The sequence below is a fragment of the Flavobacterium sp. LC2016-01 genome (assembly GCF_009711135.1).
In the GTDB taxonomy this organism is placed as follows: Bacteria; Bacteroidota; Bacteroidia; order Flavobacteriales; family Flavobacteriaceae; genus Flavobacterium.
Window position 1 is genome coordinate 198,475 of record NZ_WMIC01000004.1, and the last position, 25,960, is coordinate 224,434.

Here is a 25,960-nt window from a genome sequence, read left to right on the forward strand (position 1 = left end):
GCCCTCTTATCGGGATGGTGGCACGCCCAATTTTAATTATAAATTGTTAATTGTTAATTATGAGCTTTTGAGTGCAAAATAATTACGCAAAGTTTGCATGTTGAATTTATACATTACGAGTCCTTCGACTTCGCTCAGGGCGACATGAAGAGGAATTTATAATTAACAATTCACAATTAAAGCTAGACTCTATTATAATCGGCTTTCCAGTGGACTATTGCTTTTTTGATAGAATCGCCGGAAAGATTGTTTTTTAGTGCGTCTTCAAGAAGCTGTAAAAATTCGCTGTCGGGCGCGAAACGCAGTGCAAATATTTGATCATCAGTTAATTTGTATTCAAATTCTTCGAACCTTTTTCCGGTCAGGGTGAAATAACGGTAGCGAATTTCTAAACGCACGATTCGGTTTTGCAAAATTAAAGCATAATGCTGGCGGAGCATAAAGGCTAAAAAGAACAGAAAAATGAAACCTACGCTGATAAACGACCATATCAGTGCGTCGTTTGTAGTGCAGGCAAAATAGATGCTGAATAATAAAAAAATCGTTAAAATGGGATAATATATAAAATGATGAGGTGTATAAAATCGTATGTGATTGTAATAGGTTTGAACTTTCATAATTGCGTTTTTAGATATTGATTAAAAAAACAAAGCTACTCTAAAAATTAGAATAGCTTTATTTCTCAAAATAAACTAACATAACCAATGTTTTCTTTATACTCTGAACTTTTCAGTTCGTAATTCTATTTATTTGAAAAAAGCCTTCATTGTGCATGTAAATCTTCTTCTTTTTTGGCTTTTATTTCTTGATAGTAAAGTTAAAACGAGCTGCAAGGATTATGTTATATTTTAATTTGAAAATGTTATATGATTTCAACTGATTTGTTTACAGAGTGGTAATAATTTTCCATTCGGCTAATTTTGAATCGAAAGATTTTCCAGCATTGGCGGGACTTGTAGACGGAAGTGTATGAAGCTGATATGTTTTTTGGAGCTCCACATATTTTTTAAAAAAGGCATGCGCTTTTTGTCCGTTGAAAAAAATGGTTTTGATGTTTGGATGCAGTTTTAGAAACGTTTCAAAATCATTCGCAATTTCATTTTTAATGGCGCTGTCTAAACTTCCTATTCGGTCACAAAATTGTAAAACGTCCCAAAGCGCAACTTTGTTTTTTTGAAGCAAAGCTTTTCTTATTTCATAATCGTATGAGAAATCTTCTTGGAAAATAAGAAACATAAATTTCCAAAAATTATTCTGATTGTGTCCGTAGTACTGATTCAGTTCTAATGATTTTGTGCCGGGCATTGTGCCGAGAATCAGAACTGTAGAATCATTTGCTGCGATTGGTTCGAATGAAAAGCTTTTCATTTTTTTTTGAATTAAGAAATTTTTTGTTTGAGTTAAATTTATCATTTCGAAGTAATTATAAAACAAAACCTCAAAATTATATAACATTTTCAAGAACGCTTGCCCGAACTTTGGTTTATTGATTTATCTATAGAAATCTATCCCGAGGCTTCGGGACTAAATGTCAAATTTAAATGTACGCAAAATGAAAATAGTTACCATACATACAGAACAAATTCAAACCGTATTTGATGAATTGAATGATAATTTTGATGGAAAAATAGCTTTTGATTTCGATGAATATACGCTTGAGATTAATAATAGTTTTGCAAAAGGAACCATAACTGGAGCTTCTTTTAATGATAATATTTCATACGTTCAGTTTGATATGACATTTTCGACGGCTGTTAGAATGGACTTTTTAAATGTGATGTCTACGCCGGTTTATTTTGCATATTGTTCAAAAGGCGGTTTGTCACATAGTTTTGGGATAAATGGCGAGGAGCGAAAGTTTAAAACTTTTCAGACGGCAATTTTAACATCTAATGAGCATCAGGATAATGTTTTATTTTTTGAGAAAGATGTTAATACGAAACTGACAATGATTATTGTTGGAACTCAAACCGAACAGCCGTATTTAATGCCATCACTGAATCAGAAAGTAAAAGAAACTTTTTTTGAAAATAATATGGAGGAGAATTTCTTTTATATGGGTTCATATAATTTGAAAATTGCCGAAAAAATAGAACAGCTTAACGCGGTAACGCAAACCGGAATTGTTAGAAATTTATTGAAAGAAGGCATTTTAAAAATTATTTTGGCAATGGAAATTCAGCAGCACAGCGATGATTTAAATTCTTTTTCGAAAGATGCAAATTGCTTGACATTAAAAGAAATGGAAGAAATAAAAGAGCTTTCAGAATTTATTAAATCCAGTCCAGAAGAAGCTTTTACGATTAAATCGCTGAGCAAAAAATCAGGATTGTCGCCAAGCAAACTTCAGGAAGGTTTTAAAATGATTCATGATAGAACGGTCAATGATTATATCACACATATGAGGGTTTTAAAAGCTGAGATTTTAATGCGTACTTCTGACCTGAATATTTCTGAAATTGTTTATTGCATTGGTTTCACCAGCAGAAGTTATTTCTCAAAAATATTCAAACAAAAATTTAACTGCAGTCCAAAAGAATATAAGTTTAATTTGAATCCGATGGCTGTGACAGCTTAAAAAGGTTCAAAGAGACAAAGAGACAAAGTTGCAAAGGTTCTACAAAGCTATAAAAACTTTGTCTCTTTGCAACTTTGTCTCTTTGTTCCTAAAATTATCGCCCAAATCGATAATACTCCAAATCCATATTATTTTTATTATTGATAGAATCCAGAATTGAATTCATTCCGATGATGCTGAAAGTGATGCCGTTGCCGCCAAAACCTAGAACATAATGTTCATTTTTTTTAGGATCTGGTTTTCCAAAATAGGGAAGACCGTCTTTTGTTTCTCCAAATGTTCCCGCCCAGGAATAATCCAGCTTAAAATTGATGTTCGGGAATTTTCTTCGGAAGGATCTTAGGAGATATTGTTCTTTTTTGGGAATTAATTTATCGCGCTTTTTGGGATCTATAAAATCTTCATCGCCTCCGCCTATAATTAGTCTATTGTCTGCAGTGGCTCTAAAATATAAATACGGATTTGAAGTATCCCAGAGAATAGAGTTTTTGAAAACAGCGGGCAAATCTGGCAAACTTTCAGAGGCAATGACGTAAGTGCTTTTTAAATCGACAACTTTTTCTTTTAGAGTTTCGGTACTTTCATAACCAGAACAATGTATAATATCATGCGCCATAATATGATTTCCATTCTCTGTCTGGACAATAAATTTTCCACCTTGATTTTTTATGGATTCAATATTAGTGCGGTCATAAATTTGCATTCCTTTATTTTGACAATAGGAAATTAAATCCTGCGCCAGATGATACGGATCAACAACGGCAGCGGTTTTAGATTCTATTGCTGCAATTGCTTTTAGCCCCATTGTTTCTAATTCGGCTTTGCTGAGCCAATTAACATCAAATCCATGCTGTTTTCTAGTTTTGAATTCATTCTTTAAAAACGGAATATCCTTTTTGAGACTGCAGAAATAAATGCTTTTTTTAAACTCAAATTCGCAGTCGCTTTTTATGGTATCAATAATGATTCGCAAGTCGAAAATTGCTTTTTTCCCGTTTCTGTAACTGTTTATAGCACAATCTGCTCCTCGCAGTTTGATTAATTCGTGTAAAGAAACATCAATTTCGTACTGAAGCAAAGCGGTACTTGCGGCCGTGCTTCCGTTGCAAATATCGCGTCGGTCAACTAAGACTGCTTTTTTACCTTCGCTGATTAGTTTATAAGCGATTAATGCACCTGTAATACCGCCACCAATAATCAAAATTGGTGTTTCGATATTTGAATCTAAAGACGGATAGCTTCCCTGCATTTTATATTTCAAAGGCCAGAAAGTTTCGGTTGAGCGTAGTTTCATTTTTTAGAGGTTTTGGATGTTTTTGTGGCAGTTGGAGTATTTGGTTTTTTAGCCGGTTTAATCTTGGCTTTATTTTGATTTCTATTTTTGTCTTTTCGCTCATGCTGTTCATGCGCTTCTGCAATTGAATGTGATGTCCTGATGGTTTCATCTTTTTTAGCAAGCTCACTTAATCTGCGGTAATATTTTTGAATAATTTCCATTTCTTCTTCGGTCATACTTTCAATATCAACAAGACTATTGCTGGAATATTCGTTTGAAGCAACGAGTTCATTTAGCTTTAGCTGAATTGCCAGTGAATCTTTGTTCTGCGCTTTCTGAATTAAAAAAACCATTAAAAAAGTGATGATTGTTGTTCCTGTATTGATAACCAATTGCCAAGTTTCTGAATAATCGAAAAACGGCCCAGAAACGGCCCAGACAACAACAATTAAAAAAGCAATAATAAATGCCGGCGTGCTTCCCGTTGCTTTACAAACAGCACTCGCGAACTTTTCGAAAGCACTATTTTTATTTTGATTTTTTGTTTTCATTTGAATTAGATTTTTTTGGTTTGCTTACTTTTTCTTCCCTGATTACTTTATTGTGTTTTTCATCATAAACTGCGGCAATGATTTTTTGTCCCGTTTTACTGAATATCTTTATTTTAGGATTTTCGTGCGTTCCCGTTATCACAATTGGAAAACCAATAATTCCAAAAGGAGGAAGACCTAAACGCATTCTTAAATCGAGCAATCCGTCAAAACTTGTTGTACCTTTTATTGTGGGTCTAAAGCTGGCAACAGAAAAAGTAAAAGGCTCAACAAAAATTAAATTATTATCTATCGTCGATTTAATTTCAATTCCTTTCATGTCAGGATTGTCAAGGCCTTTTTGCCCGGTTTTTGAACTGATCCCGTCAAATAATTTTAAGCCCTTGACCTGAACATCACGCAGGTTTATGGTACCGCCTCCTTCCAGCGATTCATAAATGGGTCCCATATTTCCGTTTAAATCGCCTTTGACATTATAATCAACAGAAATAATTCCCTGTGCTTTTTCAGCAACCGTTACCATATCATGGAACATCGGTATTTCTTTGTAAGCGCGTTGAACACTAAAGTCTTTAGCAGTAAAATGTGCATCAAAATGAGCTGTTGTGGGCGATTCGTTTTTATAGGAAGCATCAATTCCTAAAAGGCAGTCAATGATATTAAAAGTGGCATTTTGTAAATAAAAATTCCCTTTTTCAATTCCGGTTTTGCCAGAAAGTTTGTTGAAGACTAAGCCGTTATATTCGACCTTATCAGCATTTGCGGTCAGGGAAACATTCAAGTTTTTCGGAATCATAACGACACCGCTCATTTTCGGATGATCTTCTTTGGCATAATCAACTTCGAGTTTTCGGTCTTTGTTTTCACCATTTTCAAGTGCCATAAATTCGTCAACATTAATCAGTTTTGATTTCATATCGAAGTTGCCGCTCAGCGTTCCGTTTGATTCAAGAAAATAATTTATTGTATTTAAAAGATATCCATTAATATCAAAATCGGATTTGCCGTAAGTCGCATTGAATTTTTCAAACCACATTTTTTCATTCTGAAAACGAAAATTTCCTTGTTTAATAAAGAAAGCCTTCGGAAAAAGTTCAGAAGTGGCTTTAATATTTTTTAGCAGAATGGTACCTCGGTTATCCAATTTATTATATTGTCCAGTTGTAGCATAACTCTGTTTTCCTTTAAGAGATAAATCGGCTTTTGCATAACCGGTTACATCAACTCCTTTTTGCGAGAAAACCTGATAAATGCGTCCAACATTCAATTCACCTTTAAATTTGGCATTATAAGCCAAATCATTAAAGTCAGAAAGTGTAGCATTTACATACATCGGATTTCCTTCAAAAACAAACGACGCCGGAGCTACAGCCACAATTAAATCCTGATAAGTGCCCGCTTTGTTGAGTACATTGGCAACAAAAGTAATATTAGTAATTGGGTTAGGATAGGAGTCGGTTTTCAGCCAGCCGTTGTGGAGCGCAATACCGCCAATAGTTTTTGGAAAAAGTTTTTTTGAAGTACTGAAAACACCTTTGGCCTTAATATTTGTCTTTAAAATTCCTTTTATATCAACCGAATTTAAACCCAAAGCAGCGTCGACAACTGCAAGATCCAGTGCGCCTTTTACGCTGGCATCGATTGTCATTTCGGTAAATCCTTTGCTGTGCAGATAGGCATTAAAATAATCTTTATCGCCCACTTTAAATTTAAAAGTTCGAAGATTTACCAGCAGTTGTTCCATATCTAAAGAAGGGAGAATCGCATTCAAATCCATTTGAAAATCAGTCAGCGGTACGGGAGCATTTTTATAATTTACAGCGCCTTTATCAATTTTTAAATTGAAAGCTAAATTTGGCTTTTGTTTTTTTTCGACATTATAATCTCCTTTCAAAGTAAAAAGAAGATCGCTTCGGCCTGAAATATCTGTTTTTTCCAGCCAAGTTAAATATTCGGGAGGCATTACAGAAAGCAGATCTTTTACGGTTGTATTTTCTGAAGCGGCTTTGATATTAATTTTATACCCATCTCTTAAAATAGTAAAAAGCCCAGTGAATTTTAAGGGCAGTTTATTGATATGAAGTTCATTTTTTTGAAGAATAAATGAAAGTGCGTGTGTATTGATACGGGTAATTAAATCGGCGCTTACATTTTTTCTTCTCAAATAGCCAGTGCGGTTATAGTAAAAATCAAGATTGTCGATTTTGGCATTGGTACTTAAATCAAAAATATCTTCGCTGAGGTTTCCTTTTCCAATATAATTAAAACCTTTTGCATCAACTAAAACTTTGGCCGATCGGTCATTATATTTGACATGACAATTTTCAAGATCAATTCTTTCCAGTCGTAGTGCAGTTCCTTCTTCGGGTGCGTTAGGATCTTTTTTGTCGTCTTTTCTATCTTCTGGAGCAATATAAATATTGTAATTGGCTTGTCCTTTTTCGTTTACCATTACATTTATTAAAGCATCAGAAACGTATAATTTGTTGATTTTAACTTCATTGTCAAAAATCAGTCTTTTCAGATTTATTCCAAATGCAACCTGGTCTGCTTTTAACAACGTATCTTTGCTGAAAGGCGCAGAACCCGTCATAGACAAATCATCTAAAGAAACGGTCAGCGATGGAAAATGAGTAAAAAAGGAAAGTTTAGATTTCGAAAAATCCAATTTTGTGTCCAAACGTTCGTTGGCTATTTTTTTAACTTCAGAGGCAACTTTTCCGGGAAATAATAGCGGAATGAGAAAAAGTAAAAGTAATATTCCTGCTAACGTGATTCCGGTCCATTTTAAAATTTTTAGGCTTATATTTTTATATGAAGTTTTCATGGCGTAGAAATTTTATTGTTTTTTTTCAGGCTCTTTTTTAGCATCTTGCTCTTTTTGCTTTTCCTGTTTTGCTTTTTCTTCTTTAGCTTTTTCTTCTTTAGCTTTTTCTTGCTTTTCCTTTTCTTCTTTGGCTTTTTCGTCTTTTTCTTTTTGAGCTTCTTCTTGTTTTTCTTTTATTTCTTCCTCTTTTTTAGCTTTTTCTTTCTCTTTTTTCTTGAAATAGCCTCTAAAAAGGAAATTGCTTTTTGCGGCTTCCATATTATCGCTGAAACCTTTTGTGCCACTTTCTAGATTTGAAAGCGTATTGGTGACACTGTTTGCCATTTTATCATCACGAACTAATCTTGCCAAAGCGCCGTTTCCGTTGTTCATGCTGTGGCTGAAAATGGCTAATTCTTCAGAAATTACACCAACGTTATCAACGCTTTTTTTGACGCTTTTCATGATGTCATTCATTTCGATTCCGTCTATAGAAGCTATCGCACCGTTGTCTTCAATAATTTTTGTTGATTTTACTCCGGGAGAAATAGTCAATACTTTGTCGCCCATTAATCCGTCAGAACCAATTCCGGCACGGGCATCGGTTTTTATGAATTTTCGAACGTCTTCTTTAATGACCATTGAAACCACTACAGAAGAATCGTTTATAATCCTGATCTCTTCAACAGTTCCAATGTTGATACCAGAAAAACGGACATTGTTTCCGACTTCCAAACCACTTACAGTTTTAAATTTTGAACTGATGTGAAAAGTAGATCCAAACAGATTTTTTTGTTTTCCGATAAAATAAATGGCCATAATAAAAAGCAGCAGACCAACTGATACAAACATTCCTAATTTCCAAGTATATCCAGATTCCTTTTCCATGATTTCTACAATTTATTTTGCTTTATTCAAAAAATGAGCGCACCCATTCGTCTTCATCTTTTTCCAGTTCTTCATACGTTCCTTCGGCGTGGATTACTCCATCTTTTAAAACCATAATTCGGTCGGCAGTTAATTTGGCGCAGGCCATATCGTGCGTAATGATTATCGATGAGGTTTTTTGTTTGTGTTTGATATCCAGAATTAGTTCGCTTATTTCTCTTGATGTAATCGTATCTAATCCTGTTGTGGGTTCGTCGTACAAAATGATTTCAGGTTTTAGAATCAGTGTTCTTGCCAAACCGATTCTCTTTCTCATTCCACCAGATAATTCTGCTGGCATTTTATCAATTGCATCACTTAAACCAACACTATCAAGAGCTTCTAGAACCTCATTTTCAACGTCATCGGCAGTTAAATCTCTTTTATGGGCTCTAAGTGTGAAAGCAAGATTTTCTCTAACTGACATTGAATCGTATAAAGCGGCACTTTGGAACAAAAAACCAATTCTGACTCTCATTTTGTTGAGTTCACTTTTGCTGAGATCTAATATATTTTCATCAAAAACTTTTATTTCTCCTTTATCAGGTTCTATCAATCCGACAATACATTTTATCGTAACTGATTTTCCTGAACCAGATCGTCCTAAAATGACCAAATCTTCTCCTTTATTGACGGTCAGATTTACGCCATTTAAAACTTTATTGTCTTTTCCAAAAGTCTTCTGCAAATCCCTAATCTCAATGATAGGAGTCTGCTTTTTATCTTTTGATTTTGGTTCGATATTTTTTTCTTCTTTAATCATCTTAAAAAAATAAATCGGTTATCTGTACTGCGACCATATCAATAATAAATATGCTTAAAGAAGCTGTAACTACTGCTGAGTTTGCAGCTCGGCCTACACTTTCCGTTCCGTTTGCGGCATTAAAACCTTTAAAACAGCCAATCATTCCAATGAAAAATCCAAAAAAGAAAGTTTTAATGGTAGCAGGAATAACATCCAGAAATTCCAGAGACTGAACAATTTGAGTTAAATAGCGATAAAAATTGACATCGCCATGAATATTTATGCCAACATAACCGCCAATAATTCCAACGGCATCTGCAAAAAACACTAAAATAGGAACCATTAAAGTACAAGCTGCAATTCTCGTTACAACTAAATAATTATAAGGATTGATGGCTGAAACTTCCATCGCATCAATTTGTTCTGTAACTTTCATAGAACCTAATTCGGCACCAATTCCAGATGAAATTTTTCCGGCGCAGATTAAAGCTGTTATTACAGGAGCAATTTCACGAATCAGCGAAAGCGCCACCATTCCTGGAAGCCAGCTTTCGGCACCAAATTTTGACAGTGTAGGTCGGGACTGGATCGTGAGTACCAAACCCATTATAAAACCTGTTATAGCAACTAATGGCAACGATTTATAACCAATAACATAACATTGTTTTAAGAACTCTTTTGCCTCGTAGGGAGGAATTAAAAGTTCCTTAAAAAACCGCGATGCAAACACTGTTGCAGTGCCAATTTGTGCGAATGTATTTTTTAAGCTGAGGATCAAAATAATGTTGTTTTAGAGTTAAAACATATTGTAAATCAGTTTTTTAACAGTTTTATATGCCTTTTGTAATTATAGATGAAAGTTACCCTAATACTTGTTAAAATCTTTTACACAACTTTTTTGGATGCTTATATAATTTTCATCAAATCGCAATATTTATACTATATTGACGTTGTGGTCTCTGCAAATAAAAAATCCCTTTCGTGAGAGAAAGGGATTTTTCAAAAAATGTATGTTATTACAATTGGAATTAAGATTTATTCTGTAAATTTTTTAAAGATGGAACTGGCCACATGACCACCAAAACCAAAAGTATTGCTCATGGCATAATTAACTATCCTGGATTGTGCTTTTCCAAGTGTCAAATTAAATTTGTCTGCAAATTCGGGTTCTACATCTTGTGTGTTTATCGTTGGCGGAACAATATTTTCCTGAACCGCTTTTATACAGGCAATGGCTTCAATTGCGCCGGCACCGCCAAGCAAATGTCCGGTCATTGATTTCGTGGCGCTGATATTTGCATTAGGATTTATTCCAAATACTTTTTCTACTGCTTTAAGCTCACTTAAATCACCAGTTGGAGTAGACGTTGCATGCGCATTAATGTAATCAATTTTGTCTGGTGTAATTCCAGCTTCTTCAAGGGCAAGTTCCATTCCTAAAACGGCACCTTCACCTTCAGGATGTGTTCCTGTTAAATGATAAGCATCGGCAGCTAAACCTCCGCCTACAATTTCAGCGAGAATTACAGCGTTTCTTTTTATCGCGTGTTCATAGCTTTCTAATATCACAACTCCGGCGCCTTCACCTAAAACAAATCCGTCTCTGGTACTATCAAACGGACGCGAAGCTTTAGTATGATCGTCATTTAATGTTGACAATGCTTTTGAAGCATTAAAACCGCCAATAGAAGATTCTGTAACAGAAGCCTCAGAACCGCCAGTGATCATCATATCTGCCTTGCCCCAGCGAATGTAATTAAAAGCATCTATGATTGCCGTATTGCTGGCAGAGCAGGCTGCAGCAGTTGTATAGTTAATGCCGCGAAGTCCGTATTTAATTGAAATAACTCCTGAGGCTATATTTACAATTCTTTTTGGAATGAAAAACGGACTGAATCTTGGCGTACCGTTTCCTAATTTATATTCTCCAATTTGTTCTTCAAAAGTTGAAATACCGCCATCGCCACAGCCCCATATAACTCCAATTCGGTTTTTGTTTAAGCTGTCGAAATCAATATTGGCATTTTTTACCGCTTCATCTGTTGCATATAATGCGTATTGCGTGAAAAGGTCGTATTTTCTTATTTCATTTTTTTCAAAAATAGACGAAGCATCAAAGTTTTTAACTTCGCATGCAAATTTAGTTTTGAATTGTGTGGTGTCAAATCTTGTTATTGGAGCCGCACCGCTGATTCCGTTAATTAATGAATTCCAATATTCCTGAACATTGTTTCCAATAGGAGTTACGGCTCCTAATCCTGTTACTACAACTCTTTTCATTATTTTTTAGGTCTTAATTCTGTTAATATCGTTTCTCTTACTAATTCAAAATCATCATCATTTGTTAGTCTTGAAAGCTGTACAATTGCAACCATATTGGTTATTATCATTATAGCTTTTGTTCTTGGTGCCATTTCAAAATCAAATATTTTGAGTTCTTTTCCTTCGATCAAAACTTCCGTCAGCCAGGTAATTACAATTTGAGCAAATCCTTGCAGTTCTGTTTTTATGGATTCGTCCAGCGTATTTAAATCTGTTGCTAATGATCCCACAATGCAGACTTTATTTTCTTTTTTTATCTGTGCCTGTACCGCTAAGAAAGCTTCAAGTTGTATTAAAGGAGATTCATTGGCTACTTTTTTCTTCAAAGCTTCAGTTCTTGCTATATGTTCTTTTATAGTCGCCACTCCAAGATCTGATTTAGTAGGGAAGTGATAATGTATAGAAGCGGTTTTTATGCCAATATCATTTGAAATATCTTTAAAACTAAAAGCATTATAGCCTTTGTTTCGAATAAACTGATCTGCTTTTTCTATAATATTTTCCCGTGTTGTCATAGCAGTAATTTTTTTGACAAAGATACTACCTATTAGTAGATAGGCAAATTTATTTGTTTATTTTTAACAAAACAAAAAATCCCTTTCATTAAGAAAGGGATTTTAAGGGTTTAAAAGGAATTTTGGTCAGCTTTGCCGTTATATTATGAATTAATTGCGATACCAGTTCGAGATTTCATTAAAGGAATAACTCTTGACTGCGATAAGGCTAATTTTTCCATTAATAATCTTGCAGTCAAAAAACAAACAGTCGATTCTGCACCCTGATTTAAGTTGATATTTTCTTTCTCCAGTCCGTCATAACCACCACCGCTTACTGGATTGTACATAATTTGATTTAAATGATTTTTGCCTAAAAACCAGTTAAACGCAGCTTTCATTTTCTTTTTGTAATGCGGTGTTTTAAAAGCATTATAAAAAGTATTTAGAGTTTGAATTGTATAAGTAACATCGATTGGCTGTTCTCCATATTGACTTGGTTCTGAACCTTTATGATGCCAGCTTTGATTTGAAATTGCTTTAAAATTTCCATCTGCAAATGTTTTAGAAATTAAGAAATCTAAGGAGTCCAAAGCTACTTTTTTGTAAATAGGTTTATTGGTAATTAAGTAAGCATAGAGCATAGACTCTGGCAGAATTCCATTTCCGTAGGTTAAATAATTTTCAAACCATTGCCAGTCTTCCGTCGCAGTGTCTTCATAATTTGCCAGCAGTTTTGCATTTAGTTTACTGATTATTGCCGCAACATATAAATTAGGAATCGTCGCGTGATATAAATATAAACCTTTAGTTGCAAAGCCAATAGAACGAGGTGACTGAATAGTTTCGGTCCATTTTAAAGAATTCAATAAACATTTAGTCGCTTTTTTAATAATAGCTTCTGGAAGAATGTCTGAAAGAGAGACTACTGTTCCCAATGCCCAAATAGCCCTTGCATTTGAATCTTCTAAATTGACTTCGGCATTCTGTTCAATATGCTCTCGGTTTTCCTGATCGACATAATTGATAAAATCTCCTTTTGGTTTTTGGCAGCGCTGAATAAAATCTAAATAGATTAGAATATAGGCTAAATCCTCTTTATCCTGAGTCAGTTTATAATGCATGCAAAAAGCAATTAATGCCCTTGCATTATCATCTAAAGTATATCCTGAATCTAAATCGGGAATAGAAATTTTACTGAACTGGATAATACCAAGTTCTGTAGTTAATTTTTTGATATGGTTTAATTGAATTGCCGGATAACTGTGTTTAATTTCTGATGGATTTTCAATTAAGTTTTTATAGGTATTGATGTGTATAATGGCAGCATTTTCCCAAGAAGAAGCACGCATTTTGGTAAATGAATTGATTCCCATTTCATGTCTTAAATTTTCATCAGAAATCAGTTTGATTGCCGCTGCTGCAAATTGATCAACATTTCCAATATCTACTAATATTCCTGAATCTGGCGTTAAGACTTCTTTTGTATGCGGAATTTTTGAGGCAACTATAGGACAAGCACAGCTCATTGCATAAGCAAATGTTCCGCTTACAGCCTGATTGGGATCTTTGGAAGTAAACATATAAATATCTGTTGCTTTTAGATATTCTAAAAGTTCATCAGTATCTAGATATTGATTAATAAAACGAACGTTATTTTCAAGTTTTAATTCCTCAACAATTCCTTCCAGTTTTTCGCGGTAAGTATCTACACCGTCTTTAATTAAATTTGGGTGTGTTTTTCCAATTATTAAATACAAGGCATTTGGTGCTTTTTCAATAATTTTTGGAAGCGCCTGAAGCCCGGTTTCTATATTTTTTCCTTCGCCTAAAAGCCCGAAAGTAGAAAGTACTAATCGATCTTCAATGTTTAATTTTTCTTTTGCCTGAGCAGGAGTTTCATAAACCACTATATGAGTTCCGTGAGGTACGCAGGTGATTATTTTTTCGTCAATTTCATAGTCATTAACCAATATTTCTTTCGATTTATTTGTCATCACAAAAACCGAATTACTGTAGCTCAATAGCAGTTTTACAAACGTTTTTAAATCATTATTCGGATTCGGAATTACACTGTGAAATGTAAACGTAACCGGCTTTTTAATGACATTTAAAAAGTCTAAAAGATAATCGCCATAGTTTCCTGAAAACAAACCAAATTCATGCTGAATATGAACTAATTTTACAGCGTCGTCTTTATTAATTTCTTCGGCTGTTTTAGCATATTCTTCTCTGTTTTTTGTGTTTAAAGTAAATGCCTGTGTAGGTTTTTCTTTTGGTTTATCAACAAGTTCACAGATTTCGCATTTGATAGATTTACCGTAAACATCGGTGATTCCTTTGATTGTATCCTGCGTATAAGTTGCTATACCGCATTGTGTTGGCGGGAAAGTAGATAAAAAAACTATTTTGGATTTATTGGATATCGTCTTCATGGGGATTCTGTTTTAATTCAGTTAATAAGTCGTTGAGGTTCAAAGAGGCCACTGCAATTTTATCATCGGCGGCACCGTAATAAATATATAGAAGGTCATCAAAAATGGCAGTTCCGGTAGGGAAGACCACATAATTTACATAACCGTGTCTTTCATAATATTCTGATGGCGTGATAATCGGTTTTGTTAATCTCGACAGTACTTTTGAAGGATCATTAAGATCTAACAAAGCGGCACAGGCATGATAAACTAGACCTTTTTCACGTCTTTCGGCGGCATGATAAATCAACAGCCAGCCGTCTTCAGTTTCAATAGGCGGGGCGCCTGGACCAATATGACTGGTTTCGTGGTCATATTTAGGTTCCAGAATAATATGGTCTGGTAAGTTTTTGATGTAGTCTTTCCAAAATTCAACCGTCAGATCGGTTTTTTTTTCAAAAGAAAATATTTGAATTGAAGGAAATAATCTATGTAAAGCTATGAATTTCCCATCAATTTTCTTAGGAAAAAGAACTACATTTTTGTCCCATACATATAAATTTTCTTTCATTGTTTCTGTCAGCGGATAATTTCTTGCTGTGTTGAAAGCTAATATTCTGGCAATGCTTGCTGTTTGTAAGTGTTTGCGAATCAAGTTTGTAAATTCATTTAAAATAAATCGGGGCGTTATAATGCCTTTCTTTTTAAAAGAGGTTATATCTTTTGATGTTGCCAGAGCACCGCATGCATTTATGCCGTCATAGGTTACATATGTCATATAGAATCGATCGTCAATTTTTACAATTCTGGGATCTTCTACGCCGTGAATTTCATAAATATATTCAGGAACAAAAATAGGTTCTGTATGTCGTTCAACTAAATTTTTTGGACCTTCAAAACGGCAATAGCCTATAGTTGAAAAATTTCCTCTTTTCGCAGCTCTGTAAAACATATGAACATTGTTTCCATCTTGATAAATTGCTGGATTTAGAACTCCGAGTTCTTCAAAAGCACGTTCTGTTTTCTCTAAAATGACACCATGTTTTACAGCGGTTAAGCTTTTTGCAACTGCTACTTCCATAATTTTTCAATTTTCATCTAAAATTACTTTAGAAACAAGGGGACAATTAATCCAATCGATCAAAAAAATGACTCAATCGCTTATAAATGGGAATTTTGTAAATAGAGTAAATGAATTGTAATAATCTAAAGAGCGATTTCATTTTTAGCTTATTGTGTTATAAAAATAATTTTTAGAGTTAATATGAATGAGATTAACAAGTGAGTTTTGTAAAGAGAAGAAAAAATAGTAAAAAGGAATATTTACAATTAAATAAAGTGTTATGTCACATTGGACAGTAAGTTTTAGTGTTCTGACAATTATTGCCGGAATATTTGGTTTTGGAGTAATCGACAATGGAGCCGAGAGCATTGCACAATTGTTTTTCTTTATTTTTTTAATATTAACTATTATTACCATAATAATAGGGCGAATAACAATATCGCATTAAACGAAAAACGCGAAATCAAAATATTTGGTTTCGCGTTTTTTTTTTATTTTTCTATTTCGAAATTAGCTTTTTAATGACTGATATTTTTTATGAATAAAAGCAATTGGAATTCCGATACAGCATATCAAAATTATGATGGATAAGAATAAAGGAAAGTCTAAATGCTTTTCTGGAAGTACCGGAAATACTACTGGAAGTACTACCAAGTTCATTATAATCCAAACAAAAACCCCGTAAACAATTCCAGAAAGCAGTGTGTTTTTTTTCAGAAATGAAAAATAAGGAAAAACGGTAAAATAGAACCACGCAAAAGTAAAAGCAATGAAGTAATGCAGTAAAAGTCCATAAAGTGCCATTTGGGCTCCCCCGCTGTAAGCTTCTTTTTTAAAGATACCGCTGGCAATTGACTGTAAAATTTTAATTCCGGTTGTTTTGTTTAGAATGCCTGCATAAATGGTAATTGCAGCAACCACATCTAACGTCCCTGCAATTAATCCAGCTATAAAAATAGCGCCACTTTTTGATTTCATATAAATAGGTTTTTGGTTGATTTGAAGCTTTAAATTATACTTTGGTTAGTGTTTTTAGTATGGAATTTAGTTGATAAGTATGCCGCTGCGTGTGAACAAGCGCAAAATGAATCCATTCAAAAATAGTGAAATGTTCAAAACCTGGCACATTGAAATCCAGACACGTTAAGGTTAAATCATATTTTTCTGCAGACTCAAACAACTCAGATTCTATTTTTTTTAAAGATGAAGTTAATTGATTTTTGTCGTATTCTTTTTTCTCTGGAATTAGAAAATCTGGTGCATTCATTTTGGTACTAAAATCGAGAAAAATGGCATCTAATTGCAATACATTATCATCATATTTCCGAATGGTTTTTTTTGTTTTTCCAGCAAATAATTTAGGAAAACCGGAGCATGCAAGAATAATATGCTGTGCTGTTTGTCCTGCGGTCCAGCTTCCTTGATATGGAATTTGGTTTAATTCTTCCTCCGAAAATGAGGAAAGTATTTCATTCAGTTTTAGATATGTTTCGACAATGTTTTTTTGGACTGCTGTTTTCATTTTGTCAATTTTAAATTACACTTGTGATCTGAAAGAATAGTTTGCTTTTCTATAAAATTGATTCTCTTTCAAAAGTACAATAAAAAATTTTAAAATGTTTTAAATCAACGGTTTAATGTTTTTTAGGAGTCTTATAAAAGCACTTCGCAATGAAAACCATAGGAATCGAGAAGATCTATTATTTTTCGATTTGAAATGGATGAGGCATGAATCCGCAGAATTTTGTCGCAATCTTCTAAATCAAAATTGATTATGCTGTCTGGGAAATGTTCAAGAAGTTTCCCAACAATCATAGCTGATTGCTCGACTTCCTGAACATTTGTTTTGAAAACCTCGATCATAATTTCAAAAGTTTATAACGCGATGTTTTTATAGCGTTCTATTTTATGATAGTAGATATATGAAATGGCAAGAATCACTAAAATAATTAATGGGAAAAAGCTTTGAAAATTTATTCCGTCAACCGCAAAATGGCTAATTGAGGCAAAGATAAAATCAAATCCAAATCCGGCATAAGCCCATTCTTTTACATTTTTTGGAACTTGTGGAATCACTAATGCTAAAACGCCCAATACTTTGAAAACGACTAATGCATTTCCAAAATATTCCGGATAACCTAAATGTCTGATTCCTTCTTTTGCTAATTCTGTCTGCGAAGTCAACGCTGGCATTACGCCTTCAAATAAAAAGATTAGAATTGTTGTTGTCCAAAAAATAATTTTTGCTTTTTTCATGTGGTTTATTTTTAAATAGTTATTAGTTAATGTATTACAAACATAACTAATCTTTCTTTTTGAAGAAATATATATTTAAGACTATTTTAGGGGCATTTGAGACAAGTTTTATTAATTGTGAATTGTGAATTGTGAATTTTGCACCTATTATACGGTTTGTCTTCCTGAGCGAAGTCGAAGGACCGCACAGAGACTCCACAAAGATTGTCGATTTTGATTGCGTGGGCTTCGACTTCGCTCAGCCTGACAAAAAATGCGAATAAAAAATCCGTTAAATCCGCGCTTTCGCAAAGCGAATCCGTGTCATCCGTGTGCAATGACAAACTAAAAAACGCCATGAAACCCAAAGGTCTCACAGCGTTTTCATCTCAAAAAATAAATAATTAACGGGTATTGGGTATTATTTCCAGCCTCCGCCTAGAGCGCGGTACAAATCTGTATTAGCTGTAAGCTGTTGTCTTTTGATATCAGCAAGTTCTAGTTCGCTTTGCAGTAAATTTGCCTGCGCCGTTAAAACTTCAAGATATTCTGCCATACCGTTTTTGAATAAAAGGTTAGCATTTTTAATTGCTTGCTGTAATGTTTTTACTTTCTCTTTCAAGAAGGTTTCCTGTTGCTGTAATTTCTCCACTTTAACTAAAGCATCAGAAACTTCGCTTACGGCAACCAAAACTGATTGTCTGAAACTTAAAACGGCTTTTTCTCTTTCCGCTACAGCGATATTATATTGTGTTTTTAGTTTTTTATTGTTCAAAAGCGGCTGCGTTAATCCGCCTGCAACAGTTCCGAATAAAGAAGCCGGAATGTTGAACCAATTACTGGTCTCAAAAGAGTTTACGCCACCTTGAGCCGTAATTCTTAAAGTTGGATACAAATCGGCTTTTGTGATTCCTACGTTTGCATTTGCGACTTTAAGAGCCAATTCGGCACTTTTTACGTCTGGTCTTCTGCTTACTAATGAAGACGGAATTCCGACTGCATTATTGTTTTTAACTTCAATAGCGCTTAAACGAATTGTTCTTTCTTTAGAATCAGGAAACGAACCCGTTAAAACACTCAAAGCATTTTCCTGAATAGAAATATTTTGTTCCAATAACGGAATCAATTGCGCTGCGTTTAATTTTTGTGCTTCCGATTGTTGAATCGCCAAAGTTGTTACCTGACCAGCATCGTATTTTAATTTGATAATATTTGTTGTACTATCATTTAAACGTAGATTTTGTCTGGCAATCTCTAATTGGGCATCCAACATCAACAGATTGTAATATCCTCTTGAAACGTTTGCAACAATATTCGTCTGCAATGCTTTTTTAACTTCTGCAGATTGCAAATATCCTGCGTAAGCCCCTTTTTTCTGATTTCTGATTTTTCCCCAGATATCAGCTTCCCAAGAAAGTGAAGCTCCAGCAGAATAATCATCGATATGTTTCGCACCAATTGCCTGATTTAAGTTCAATCCTGTAAAACTATTGTCAGAAGGATTGCTTGTGCTTGCGTTTACAAATAAATTGACCTGAGGCACATTTCCCCATTTTGACTGTGTAAAACGGTATTGTGCAATTTCAATGTTCTTTTCGGCAATCTGCAAATCGTTGTTTCTGGCAACGGCGCTGTCGATCAATTTGATAATATCTTTTTCTGTAAAGAAGTTTTTCCACTCCACATCGGCAATACTTGTTGTATCACTCGAAACCGATGCATTCCTGAAATTCTCAGGAAATGCATCTTTTGGAGTTTCAATATCCTTCGACACTTTACAGGATATTAAGGTCGTGATCAGAATGGCGAAGACCACGATTTTGGTTATATGATTTTTCATTCTTTCTTTTATTAAATTTCTGTACAAGTATCTTTTCTAGTTTCAAGATCTCTCGAGATTCTGTACGATATATAGCCGATGCCAAATATGATGGCGACAAGGATGGTTGTGATATAGTTTTCCATTTATTATTTTTCTTCTTCGTTATGAATTACGGCAACTGGTTTTCCAGAAACCTTTTCTTGTAAATGCTGGAAGATGATGAATAAAACAGGGATGATAAACAAACCTAGAATTACTCCTGAAATCATACCTCCGGCAGCACCAATACTAATAGAGTGGTTACCTTGAGCTGATGGTCCTTTGGCGCTCATCATTGGCACTAAACCAACAATAAAGGCAAGAGACGTCATGATAATTGGTCGTAAACGTAATTTGGCAGCATCAATTGAAGCTCTAACTAACGCTTGTCCCGATTTTCTTTTCTGGACGGCAAATTCGACGATCAGAATGGCGTTTTTGGCGAGAAGTCCAATCAGCATGACAAGGGCAACTTGTACATAAATGTTGTTCTCAATTCCAGTTAAACCAATAGCTACGAATACTCCAAAAATACCTGCAGGGATTGATAAGATTACTGCCAAAGGCAAAATGTAACTTTCATACTGTGCAGCAAGTAGGAAATAAACGAATATCAAACACAGTAAGAATATAGTTGCCGATTGCCCTCCAGAAGAAATCTCCTCACGAGTCTGGCCCGAGAATTCAAACCCGTAACCTGCAGGTAATTGTTGTGCTGCTACTTCTTCAATTGCTTTAATGGCATCTCCTGAACTAAATCCTGGTTTCGGAATCGCATTAATAGAAATTGAGTTAAATAAATTGTATCGTGAAGCGGTTTCTGAACCATAAATACGAGTTAGTTTTACTAATGTATTTATTGGCACCATTTCGCCAGTTTTGTTTTTTACAAAAACTCTGTCAATTGCTGTTGGATCTGCTCTGTCTTGGATATCGGCTTGAACTACCACACGGTAATATTTACCAAATCGGTTAAAGTCAGATGCTTGTGCACTACCAAAGTAAGCCTGCATGGTTTGTAAAATGTCTTTTACATTTACGCCCAATTGATTCGCTTTTTCGTCGTTAACTTCTAATTGCAATTGCGGATAATCTGCTTTGAAAGAGGTAAAGGCAACTGCAATTTCAGGGCGTTTCATTAATTCGCCGATAAAATTCTGAGAAATTCCACTGAATTTATCCAGTTTTCCTCCAGTTTTATCTTGTAAAACTAAATCTAAAGCCTCAACGTTACTAAATCCAGGAACAGTTGGGAAACTGAATACGAAGAAACTTCCGCCAGAAATAGCGCCCAGTTTGCCACGAACCTGATTCATGATTTCGTCAATATTTTTAACATCACCACGATCTTCATTTGGTTTAAGCAATACGAAAACTACTGCTGAAGATGGACTTGTAGAGTTTGTCAATAAGTTGAAACCTGAAATCGCGGTTACAAATCGAGAAGCGTCTAATGCTTTTAAAGTATTCTCAGCTTCAGTCATTACTTTTTGAGTTCCGTCTAATGATGTTCCAGATGGTGTATTTACTGCAATTGCAATAAATCCTTGGTCTTCTGTTGGAATAAATCCTGCAGGAGTTGTTTTTACCATCACAATTGTTGCTACGATAATTAAACCTAATCCGCCTAAACTCAACCATTTTCTTCTGATTAAGAATTTAAGTCCGCCAACGTAACGATTTGTCAACGATTCAAAACTGCTGTTAAAAGCGGTAAAGAATTTCTCTTTAAATCCTTTTTTCACATAAGGCGCATCGTGATCGTGTGCTCCGTGATTATCTTTTAAGAATAATGCTGCAAGAGCCGGACTCAATGTTAAGGCATTTACTGCCGAAATTACAATTGCAATTGCCATTGTAAAGGCAAACTGTCGATAGAAAACTCCTGTTGAGCCTTCCATAAAACCAACCGGCAGGAATACAGCAGCCATTACCAGCGTAATCGAGATAATAGCACCCGTTATTTCGTGCATTGCTTCATGGGTTGCGATTTTTGGAGACAAACGTTTGTGCTCCATTTTCGCATGCACCGCTTCGACTACCACAATGGCATCATCGACCACAATACCAATCGCCAGAATTAATGCGAAAAGCGTTAAAAGGTTGATCGAAAATCCGAATAACTGCATGAAGAAGAACGTTCCTAAAATTGCTACAGGTACAGCAATAGCCGGGATTAATGTTGATCTAAAATCTTGCAAGAAGATAAATACCACAATAAATACAAGTATAAAAGCTTCTAATAGCGTATGCTCAACTTGTTCGATAGATTGGTCAAGAGATACTTTTGTACTATAGAAAATATTGTGTTTTATGCCTTTTGGAAAATCTTTAGAAGCCTTTTCCATCATTTTATTAATGGCAATCTGAATATCATTTGAGTTCGATCCAGCTAACTGGATAACCCCAATTACAATTCCTTTTTTACCATTTAAACGAGTTAAACTGTTATATGAATAAGCACCAAGTTCAACTCTCGCTACATCTTTTAAACGAAGTACTGAACCATCTGCATTAGAACGTATCGCAATATTTTCGTAATCTTCTGGTTTAGTTAATTTTCCTTTGTATTTAATAACGTATTCAAAAACTTCTTTGCTTCGTTCTCCAAATTTCCCCGGAGCCGCTTCCAAACTTTTGTCTTGAATCGCTCCCATAACTTCACTTGGAGTAACTTTATAAGTTGACATTTGTGTTGGATTCAACCAAACACGCATAGAGTAATCTTTTACACCACCAAAAATACTGGCAGAACCTACACCCGGAATACGTTTTAGTTCCGGAATAATATTAATCTGCGCATAGTTGGCAACAAAAGTCTGATCGTATTTTGCTTCATCATCGGTGTACATACCAATTGCCATGATGAAACTGTTTTGTTGTTTCGCCGTAACGATACCTTGCTGCACAACTTCGGCAGGAAGCTGGCTGGTTGCCTGAGCAACTCTGTTTTGTACGTTTACCGCAGCTTGATCGGCATCAGTTCCTAGTTTAAAGAAAACGGTAATAGCCAAAGTACCGTCGTTACTAGCTGTAGAACTCATGTACGTCATGTTTTCTACACCATTTATAGATTCTTCGATTGAAGGTGCCACAGAACGTAAAACCGTTTCTGCGTTGGCTCCCGGATATACCGCAGTTACCAAAACCGATGGAGGCGCAATATCAGGAAACTGTTGTAAAGGCAGTTTAGTCAAACCTAATACTCCCAGAATCACCAACAAAATGGAAATTACGGTTGCCAGTACAGGTCTTTGTATAAATATTTTGAACATTTTCTTTTAGAATTATTTTTTATTAGTTACTTCGGCAACTTTAGTTGATTTTTCTGGCTGAATCGCTTGTCCATCCTGAAGTTTGTCAATACCGCTTAACACGATTTGGTCACCTGTTTTTACACCTTCTTTAATTAAATAATTGGTACCGCTTTTACCTACAATAGTAATAGGCGTTTTAGTTACTTTGTTGTCTTTGCCTACACTGAAAACAAATACTTTATCCTGCATTTCAACTGTAGCCGCTTGTGGCACTAAAATCGCATCGTCGTGATTTAATCCTAAACGGATTTTCCCTGTATTTCCAGAACGTAAAGTTCCGTTTGCATTTGGGAAAGTTGCTCTAATCGTGATTGCTCCGGTAGTTTTATCAAATTGACCGTCTACCATATCAATTTTTCCGGTTTGAGGATAAGCGTTGTTGTCCGCTAAAATCAAAGTAACCGGAGGCAGTTTTTTGATTTTATCACCAAGAGAATTTCCAGCGTATTGTGCTTTAAAGTTGATGAAATCTGTTTCTCCCAAAGAGAAATAAGCAAACACTTCATGAACATCTGATAAAGTAGTTAAGGCTTCAACATCAGAAGCAGAAACTAAACTTCCTTGTTTTTTAGGTAATCTTCCGATGTAACCACTAACAGGGGCTGTTACATTCGTATATCCTAAATTAATTTTAGCAGAACCAACCATTGCTTTTGCCTGTTCGATATTTGCAGCAGCAATTTTTTGAGAAGCTTTAGCTGTTTTTAACTGATAATCAGAAACTACTTTGTTTTGTACTAACGGAGTCAATTTATCAACTTCTAAGTTTGCGTTAATCAAAGCCGCTTCTGCAGCATGAAGACTTGCCAAAGCATTGTTTAACTGCTCACGATACGGACGCTCGTTTATTTTGAATAAAGTTTGTCCTTTGCTTACGTAAGAACCTTCATCAACAAAAATTCTGTCAAGGTTTCCGCTTACTTGTGGGCGAATTTCAACATCAACTGTTCCTTGTATAGCAGCAGGATATTCGGCATCAGTAGTTGTATTTGCACTTGTGATGGCCAACACAGGTAAAACCGGCGGAGGTGGAGCAGTAGGTGCCTGATTTTTATCGGCACAGCTGCTTAATACTAAAGCCAGAATAAAACTGGTTATAATTACATTTTTCATTTTCATATTGGTTTTAATTGGTTGAACATTTCTTTTAAAAAATCTTGGTATTCTGAAATTCTCGGGATTCATATTTAATAAAATTAAATTATCTAACGTCGTTAAGTAAATGTGCACAAACTTTCATACTTTAAGCTTTTTCAATTTTACTTCAATCGCTATTAAAAGATTTAACGGCGTTAAGTAAAAGTCTAAAAAAAGAGTTTTTATTACTCTATTAAATTTTCTAACAGTGTTAAGTAAAGGTTATAAAAAAAAGGATTTTATATTATCCGATTAAATTATTTTACACTGTTAAGTAAAAAATGAAAAAAATATTATTGTATTGATTTGATGATACCTCCAATAGCATCTTTCAAAATTTGGGCATTTATTGTTTCTAAAATATCACTTTTATTAATGATGTTGATGGCGATTAAACCATGAATAACAGAAAAGAAAGTGAAGTACTTTTGCTTAATGATATCCTGACTCGGGTTACTGTCTTTCATTACTTCAGCAATTACCTGAGTGAATAATTTGTAGGGTCCCTCTTGAGCCGAACATCGCTGTGCGCAGCAGGTCATTTGAACACCAAACATTAACTGATACATTTCAGTATTTGTAAAAGCGAAGTCCCAGTAAGTCATCCACATGGCTTCTAATTGATCTTCGGGTTTCTCAAACTTGTCGATTGCAATTTGCAGTTCTTTAGTCAGTTTTATAAAACCTTTGCCAGTCAGTTCTTCTAATATTGCTTCCTTATTTGAAAAGTATTCATAGATAATAGGAGCAGTATATTCGATTCTGTCGGCAATTTTACGCATACTCAAACCATTCCAGCCTTCTTCTTTTACGATATCATAAGCAGCGCCAAGAATGTTATTTCTTGTCTCTTCTTTTTGTCTTAAAATTCGATCTTTGCTAGCCATTATATTCGAGTATTAAATTGTTTAACACTGTTAGGCAAATGTATGGCGGATTTTCAAATAATAATATAAAATCATCATAATTTTTTCTTATTCAACCATAGAGAATACTAAAACACTAGTAAAATAAGGCATTTCGAAAGGTTTTCTTTTTTTTTAGAAATTCGAATTTAAGCCAAATTCAAATAAATTTCGATCAGAATGAAGATCATTTTAATGTTTTTTGATGCTGAAAAACGTCTGATTTTTTTATTGATGAATAAAATTTTGATTATTTCATGCCCCGAACGTTCATTTCTATCGTATAAACACTTTTACCAGCAGTAATAAATAATGTTTTAAATTTTTTTCCTCCAAAACAAACATTAGCTGTCCAAGGTTCTGGAACATCAATATGGGCTATTTTTTCTCCCTTTGGATTGAATACGGTAACTCCGTTTCCACATAAGTAAATATTTCCGGACTGGTCTATGGTCATTCCATCTGAACCTGATTCAGTAAACAGCGTTTTTTTACCTAAAGACCCATTACTGTCAATTGTATAAGAGTACGTTTTATTTGCTCCTATATCCGCTACGAATAAGGTTTTTCCATCGGAAGTCCCAATAATGCCATTCGGTTTTACAAGATCATCGGCAACGGTGATAATTTTGGATTTATCCGCAGATAAATAGTAAACACTTTCTTTCTCTATTTCTTTGGACGTATGTTTCCAGTAATCTCTTTGGTAAAAAGGATCTGTAAAATAAATACCGCCTTTTGGATCGACCCAAAGATCATTGGGACCATTCAGCCTTTTTCCTTCAAAGTTGTTCAGTAGTACAGTATAATTTTTGTTTTGGTCTATTTTCCAAAGTTCATTTTTTTCATCGGCGCAAGCCAAAAGATTTCCTGCGTGATCAAAATACAAACCGTTTGCTCTTCCTGCATTTTCCATAAAAACAGAAAGTTCGCCATTAACCGACCATTTCATGATTCTATTATTAGGCTGATCCGTAAAATAAATATTTCCTTTCTTATCCGAGGCAGGGCCTTCCGTAAAACTGAATTGATCTGATAGTTTGGTGAGAAATGCGTCTTTTGCTATTACGTTATGTTTTTTTTCCTCTAATTTCTGAGCGTATATAAAATTTGTAAAAGTTAAAGTAATAACAAATAGAAGGTGTGATTTTATTTTAATTTGGCGTTGATTCATAATAAAAAAAGTTGCTTTTGAAGTGGTTTTAAAAGTAGTTTTTATTTCTGATATTCTGTAAAGTTGAGTTAGGATTCTTTTCAGGAGCAGAAATTCCGTTTTCAAAAGAACGTTTAGTCCCGCTCTTCACTATATTCCGATAAACAAAAACTACG

At 34.6% G+C, this 25,960-nt stretch carries 23 protein-coding genes; 2 read left to right on the top strand and 21 right to left on the bottom strand.

The genetic code is table 11. The features are described 5' to 3' along the window. Positions 1-182: 182 nt before the first annotated feature. Entirely contained in the window at positions 183-617 is a 435-nt protein-coding gene (locus GKZ88_RS10250; protein WP_155102280.1) for a DUF6526 family protein, read from the bottom strand. 268 nt (positions 618-885) lie between these two features. Further along, on the bottom strand, positions 886-1,368 hold the full coding sequence (locus tag GKZ88_RS10255; protein ID WP_155102281.1) for a DNA-deoxyinosine glycosylase: 483 nt from the start codon (positions 1,366-1,368) through the stop codon (positions 886-888). Positions 1,369-1,552: 184 nt separating this feature from the next. Between GKZ88_RS10255 and GKZ88_RS10260 the strand changes: the two genes are divergently transcribed. Further along, on the top strand, positions 1,553-2,578 hold the full coding sequence (locus GKZ88_RS10260; protein ID WP_155102282.1) for an AraC family transcriptional regulator: 1,026 nt from the start codon (positions 1,553-1,555) through the stop codon (positions 2,576-2,578). 94 nt (positions 2,579-2,672) lie between these two features. Here GKZ88_RS10260 and GKZ88_RS10265 read toward each other — a convergent pair whose 3' ends face one another. The 10 genes from GKZ88_RS10265 to GKZ88_RS10310 form a co-directional block, all read right to left on the bottom strand. Beyond that, the gene (locus tag GKZ88_RS10265; RefSeq protein WP_155102283.1) at positions 2,673-3,872 is read right to left on the bottom strand and encodes an FAD-dependent oxidoreductase; all 1,200 of its coding nucleotides are present in this window, start codon (positions 3,870-3,872) and stop codon (positions 2,673-2,675) included. Then, positions 3,869-4,405 (bottom strand): low affinity iron permease family protein, encoded by a 537-nt coding sequence (locus GKZ88_RS10270; protein WP_155102284.1) that lies wholly within the window; start codon positions 4,403-4,405, stop codon positions 3,869-3,871. Before GKZ88_RS10270 ends, GKZ88_RS10265 begins: the two co-directional genes overlap by 4 nt. Next, positions 4,383-7,232: an AsmA family protein gene (locus tag GKZ88_RS10275; protein WP_155102285.1), complete on the bottom strand. Its 2,850-nt coding sequence runs from the start codon at positions 7,230-7,232 to the stop codon at positions 4,383-4,385. Before GKZ88_RS10275 ends, GKZ88_RS10270 begins: the two co-directional genes overlap by 23 nt. Positions 7,233-7,244: 12 nt before the next feature. Next, on the bottom strand, positions 7,245-8,099 hold the full coding sequence (locus GKZ88_RS10280; protein WP_155102286.1) for an MlaD family protein: 855 nt from the start codon (positions 8,097-8,099) through the stop codon (positions 7,245-7,247). A gap of 22 nt (positions 8,100-8,121) precedes the next feature. Beyond that, entirely contained in the window at positions 8,122-8,901 is a 780-nt protein-coding gene (locus tag GKZ88_RS10285) for an ATP-binding cassette domain-containing protein (RefSeq protein ID WP_155102287.1), read from the bottom strand. Between the two features lies 1 nt (position 8,902). Next, complete coding sequence (locus GKZ88_RS10290; protein WP_155102288.1) at positions 8,903-9,661, bottom strand: ABC transporter permease; 759 nt, start codon at positions 9,659-9,661, stop codon at positions 8,903-8,905. A 257-nt stretch (positions 9,662-9,918) separates the two neighbouring features. Continuing rightward, positions 9,919-11,163 (bottom strand): beta-ketoacyl-ACP synthase II, encoded by a 1,245-nt coding sequence (fabF, locus tag GKZ88_RS10295; RefSeq protein ID WP_155102289.1) that lies wholly within the window; start codon positions 11,161-11,163, stop codon positions 9,919-9,921. Beyond that, complete coding sequence (locus tag GKZ88_RS10300; protein WP_155102290.1) at positions 11,163-11,720, bottom strand: TetR/AcrR family transcriptional regulator; 558 nt, start codon at positions 11,718-11,720, stop codon at positions 11,163-11,165. Before GKZ88_RS10300 ends, fabF begins: the two co-directional genes overlap by 1 nt. Before the next feature lie 143 nt (positions 11,721-11,863). Further along, positions 11,864-14,134 (bottom strand): glycosyltransferase, encoded by a 2,271-nt coding sequence (locus GKZ88_RS10305; RefSeq protein ID WP_155102291.1) that lies wholly within the window; start codon positions 14,132-14,134, stop codon positions 11,864-11,866. Next, positions 14,115-15,194: a pesticidal protein Cry7Aa gene (locus GKZ88_RS10310; RefSeq protein WP_155102292.1), complete on the bottom strand. Its 1,080-nt coding sequence runs from the start codon at positions 15,192-15,194 to the stop codon at positions 14,115-14,117. The genes GKZ88_RS10305 and GKZ88_RS10310 overlap by 20 nt, the downstream gene beginning before the upstream one ends. Positions 15,195-15,456: 262 nt before the next feature. Here GKZ88_RS10310 and GKZ88_RS10315 point away from each other — a divergent pair, with 262 nt between their 5' ends. Continuing rightward, entirely contained in the window at positions 15,457-15,624 is a 168-nt protein-coding gene (locus GKZ88_RS10315; RefSeq protein ID WP_155102293.1) for a DUF1328 family protein, read from the top strand. Positions 15,625-15,686: 62 nt separating this feature from the next. Here the strand turns inward: GKZ88_RS10315 and GKZ88_RS10320 are convergent, their stop codons facing one another. From GKZ88_RS10320 to GKZ88_RS10360, 9 genes are all read right to left on the bottom strand, one after another. After that, on the bottom strand, positions 15,687-16,154 hold the full coding sequence (locus GKZ88_RS10320; protein ID WP_155102294.1) for a DUF1440 domain-containing protein: 468 nt from the start codon (positions 16,152-16,154) through the stop codon (positions 15,687-15,689). A gap of 34 nt (positions 16,155-16,188) precedes the next feature. Further along, complete coding sequence (locus GKZ88_RS10325; RefSeq protein WP_155102295.1) at positions 16,189-16,698, bottom strand: DinB family protein; 510 nt, start codon at positions 16,696-16,698, stop codon at positions 16,189-16,191. Positions 16,699-16,829: 131 nt separating this feature from the next. Next, entirely contained in the window at positions 16,830-17,039 is a 210-nt protein-coding gene (locus GKZ88_RS10330; protein WP_155102296.1) for a hypothetical protein, read from the bottom strand. 12 nt (positions 17,040-17,051) lie between these two features. After that, positions 17,052-17,432: a DoxX family protein gene (locus tag GKZ88_RS10335; RefSeq protein WP_155102297.1), complete on the bottom strand. Its 381-nt coding sequence runs from the start codon at positions 17,430-17,432 to the stop codon at positions 17,052-17,054. A gap of 400 nt (positions 17,433-17,832) precedes the next feature. Beyond that, positions 17,833-19,251, bottom strand: a complete 1,419-nt coding sequence (locus GKZ88_RS10340) for a TolC family protein (RefSeq protein WP_155102298.1) — start codon at positions 19,249-19,251, stop codon at positions 17,833-17,835. A gap of 128 nt (positions 19,252-19,379) precedes the next feature. Continuing rightward, positions 19,380-22,547, bottom strand: a complete 3,168-nt coding sequence (locus tag GKZ88_RS10345) for an efflux RND transporter permease subunit (protein WP_155102299.1) — start codon at positions 22,545-22,547, stop codon at positions 19,380-19,382. Positions 22,548-22,559: 12 nt separating this feature from the next. Further along, a complete protein-coding gene (locus GKZ88_RS10350) occupies positions 22,560-23,774 on the bottom strand; it encodes an efflux RND transporter periplasmic adaptor subunit (protein WP_155102300.1) in 1,215 nt (404 codons plus the stop codon). A 245-nt stretch (positions 23,775-24,019) separates the two neighbouring features. Continuing rightward, positions 24,020-24,613, bottom strand: a complete 594-nt coding sequence (locus tag GKZ88_RS10355) for a TetR/AcrR family transcriptional regulator (RefSeq protein ID WP_068842436.1) — start codon at positions 24,611-24,613, stop codon at positions 24,020-24,022. Positions 24,614-24,881: 268 nt separating this feature from the next. Then, complete coding sequence (locus GKZ88_RS10360; RefSeq protein WP_155102301.1) at positions 24,882-25,805, bottom strand: SMP-30/gluconolactonase/LRE family protein; 924 nt, start codon at positions 25,803-25,805, stop codon at positions 24,882-24,884. Positions 25,806-25,960: the final 155 nt, after the last annotated feature.

Excerpts from the sequence above, each read along its gene's own strand:
- GKZ88_RS10250 (WP_155102280.1), bottom strand. The coding sequence starts at position 617 with ATGAAAGTTCAAACCTATTACAATCACATACGATTTTATACACCTCAT.
- GKZ88_RS10255 (WP_155102281.1), bottom strand. The coding sequence starts at position 1,368 with ATGAAAAGCTTTTCATTCGAACCAATCGCAGCAAATGATTCTACAGTT.
- GKZ88_RS10260 (WP_155102282.1), top strand. The coding sequence starts at position 1,553 with ATGAAAATAGTTACCATACATACAGAACAAATTCAAACCGTATTTGAT.
- GKZ88_RS10265 (WP_155102283.1), bottom strand. The coding sequence starts at position 3,872 with ATGAAACTACGCTCAACCGAAACTTTCTGGCCTTTGAAATATAAAATG.
- GKZ88_RS10270 (WP_155102284.1), bottom strand. The coding sequence starts at position 4,405 with ATGAAAACAAAAAATCAAAATAAAAATAGTGCTTTCGAAAAGTTCGCG.
- GKZ88_RS10275 (WP_155102285.1), bottom strand. The coding sequence starts at position 7,232 with ATGAAAACTTCATATAAAAATATAAGCCTAAAAATTTTAAAATGGACC.
- GKZ88_RS10280 (WP_155102286.1), bottom strand. The coding sequence starts at position 8,099 with ATGGAAAAGGAATCTGGATATACTTGGAAATTAGGAATGTTTGTATCA.
- GKZ88_RS10285 (WP_155102287.1), bottom strand. The coding sequence starts at position 8,901 with ATGATTAAAGAAGAAAAAAATATCGAACCAAAATCAAAAGATAAAAAG.
- fabF (WP_155102289.1), bottom strand. The coding sequence starts at position 11,163 with ATGAAAAGAGTTGTAGTAACAGGATTAGGAGCCGTAACTCCTATTGGA.
- GKZ88_RS10300 (WP_155102290.1), bottom strand. The coding sequence starts at position 11,720 with ATGACAACACGGGAAAATATTATAGAAAAAGCAGATCAGTTTATTCGA.
- GKZ88_RS10305 (WP_155102291.1), bottom strand. The coding sequence starts at position 14,134 with ATGAAGACGATATCCAATAAATCCAAAATAGTTTTTTTATCTACTTTC.
- GKZ88_RS10310 (WP_155102292.1), bottom strand. The coding sequence starts at position 15,194 with ATGGAAGTAGCAGTTGCAAAAAGCTTAACCGCTGTAAAACATGGTGTC.
- GKZ88_RS10315 (WP_155102293.1), top strand. The coding sequence starts at position 15,457 with ATGTCACATTGGACAGTAAGTTTTAGTGTTCTGACAATTATTGCCGGA.
- GKZ88_RS10320 (WP_155102294.1), bottom strand. The coding sequence starts at position 16,154 with ATGAAATCAAAAAGTGGCGCTATTTTTATAGCTGGATTAATTGCAGGG.
- GKZ88_RS10325 (WP_155102295.1), bottom strand. The coding sequence starts at position 16,698 with ATGAAAACAGCAGTCCAAAAAAACATTGTCGAAACATATCTAAAACTG.
- GKZ88_RS10330 (WP_155102296.1), bottom strand. The coding sequence starts at position 17,039 with ATGATCGAGGTTTTCAAAACAAATGTTCAGGAAGTCGAGCAATCAGCT.
- GKZ88_RS10335 (WP_155102297.1), bottom strand. The coding sequence starts at position 17,432 with ATGAAAAAAGCAAAAATTATTTTTTGGACAACAACAATTCTAATCTTT.
- GKZ88_RS10340 (WP_155102298.1), bottom strand. The coding sequence starts at position 19,251 with ATGAAAAATCATATAACCAAAATCGTGGTCTTCGCCATTCTGATCACG.
- GKZ88_RS10345 (WP_155102299.1), bottom strand. The coding sequence starts at position 22,547 with ATGTTCAAAATATTTATACAAAGACCTGTACTGGCAACCGTAATTTCC.
- GKZ88_RS10350 (WP_155102300.1), bottom strand. The coding sequence starts at position 23,774 with ATGAATCCCGAGAATTTCAGAATACCAAGATTTTTTAAAAGAAATGTT.
- GKZ88_RS10355 (WP_068842436.1), bottom strand. The coding sequence starts at position 24,613 with ATGGCTAGCAAAGATCGAATTTTAAGACAAAAAGAAGAGACAAGAAAT.
- GKZ88_RS10360 (WP_155102301.1), bottom strand. The coding sequence starts at position 25,805 with ATGAATCAACGCCAAATTAAAATAAAATCACACCTTCTATTTGTTATT.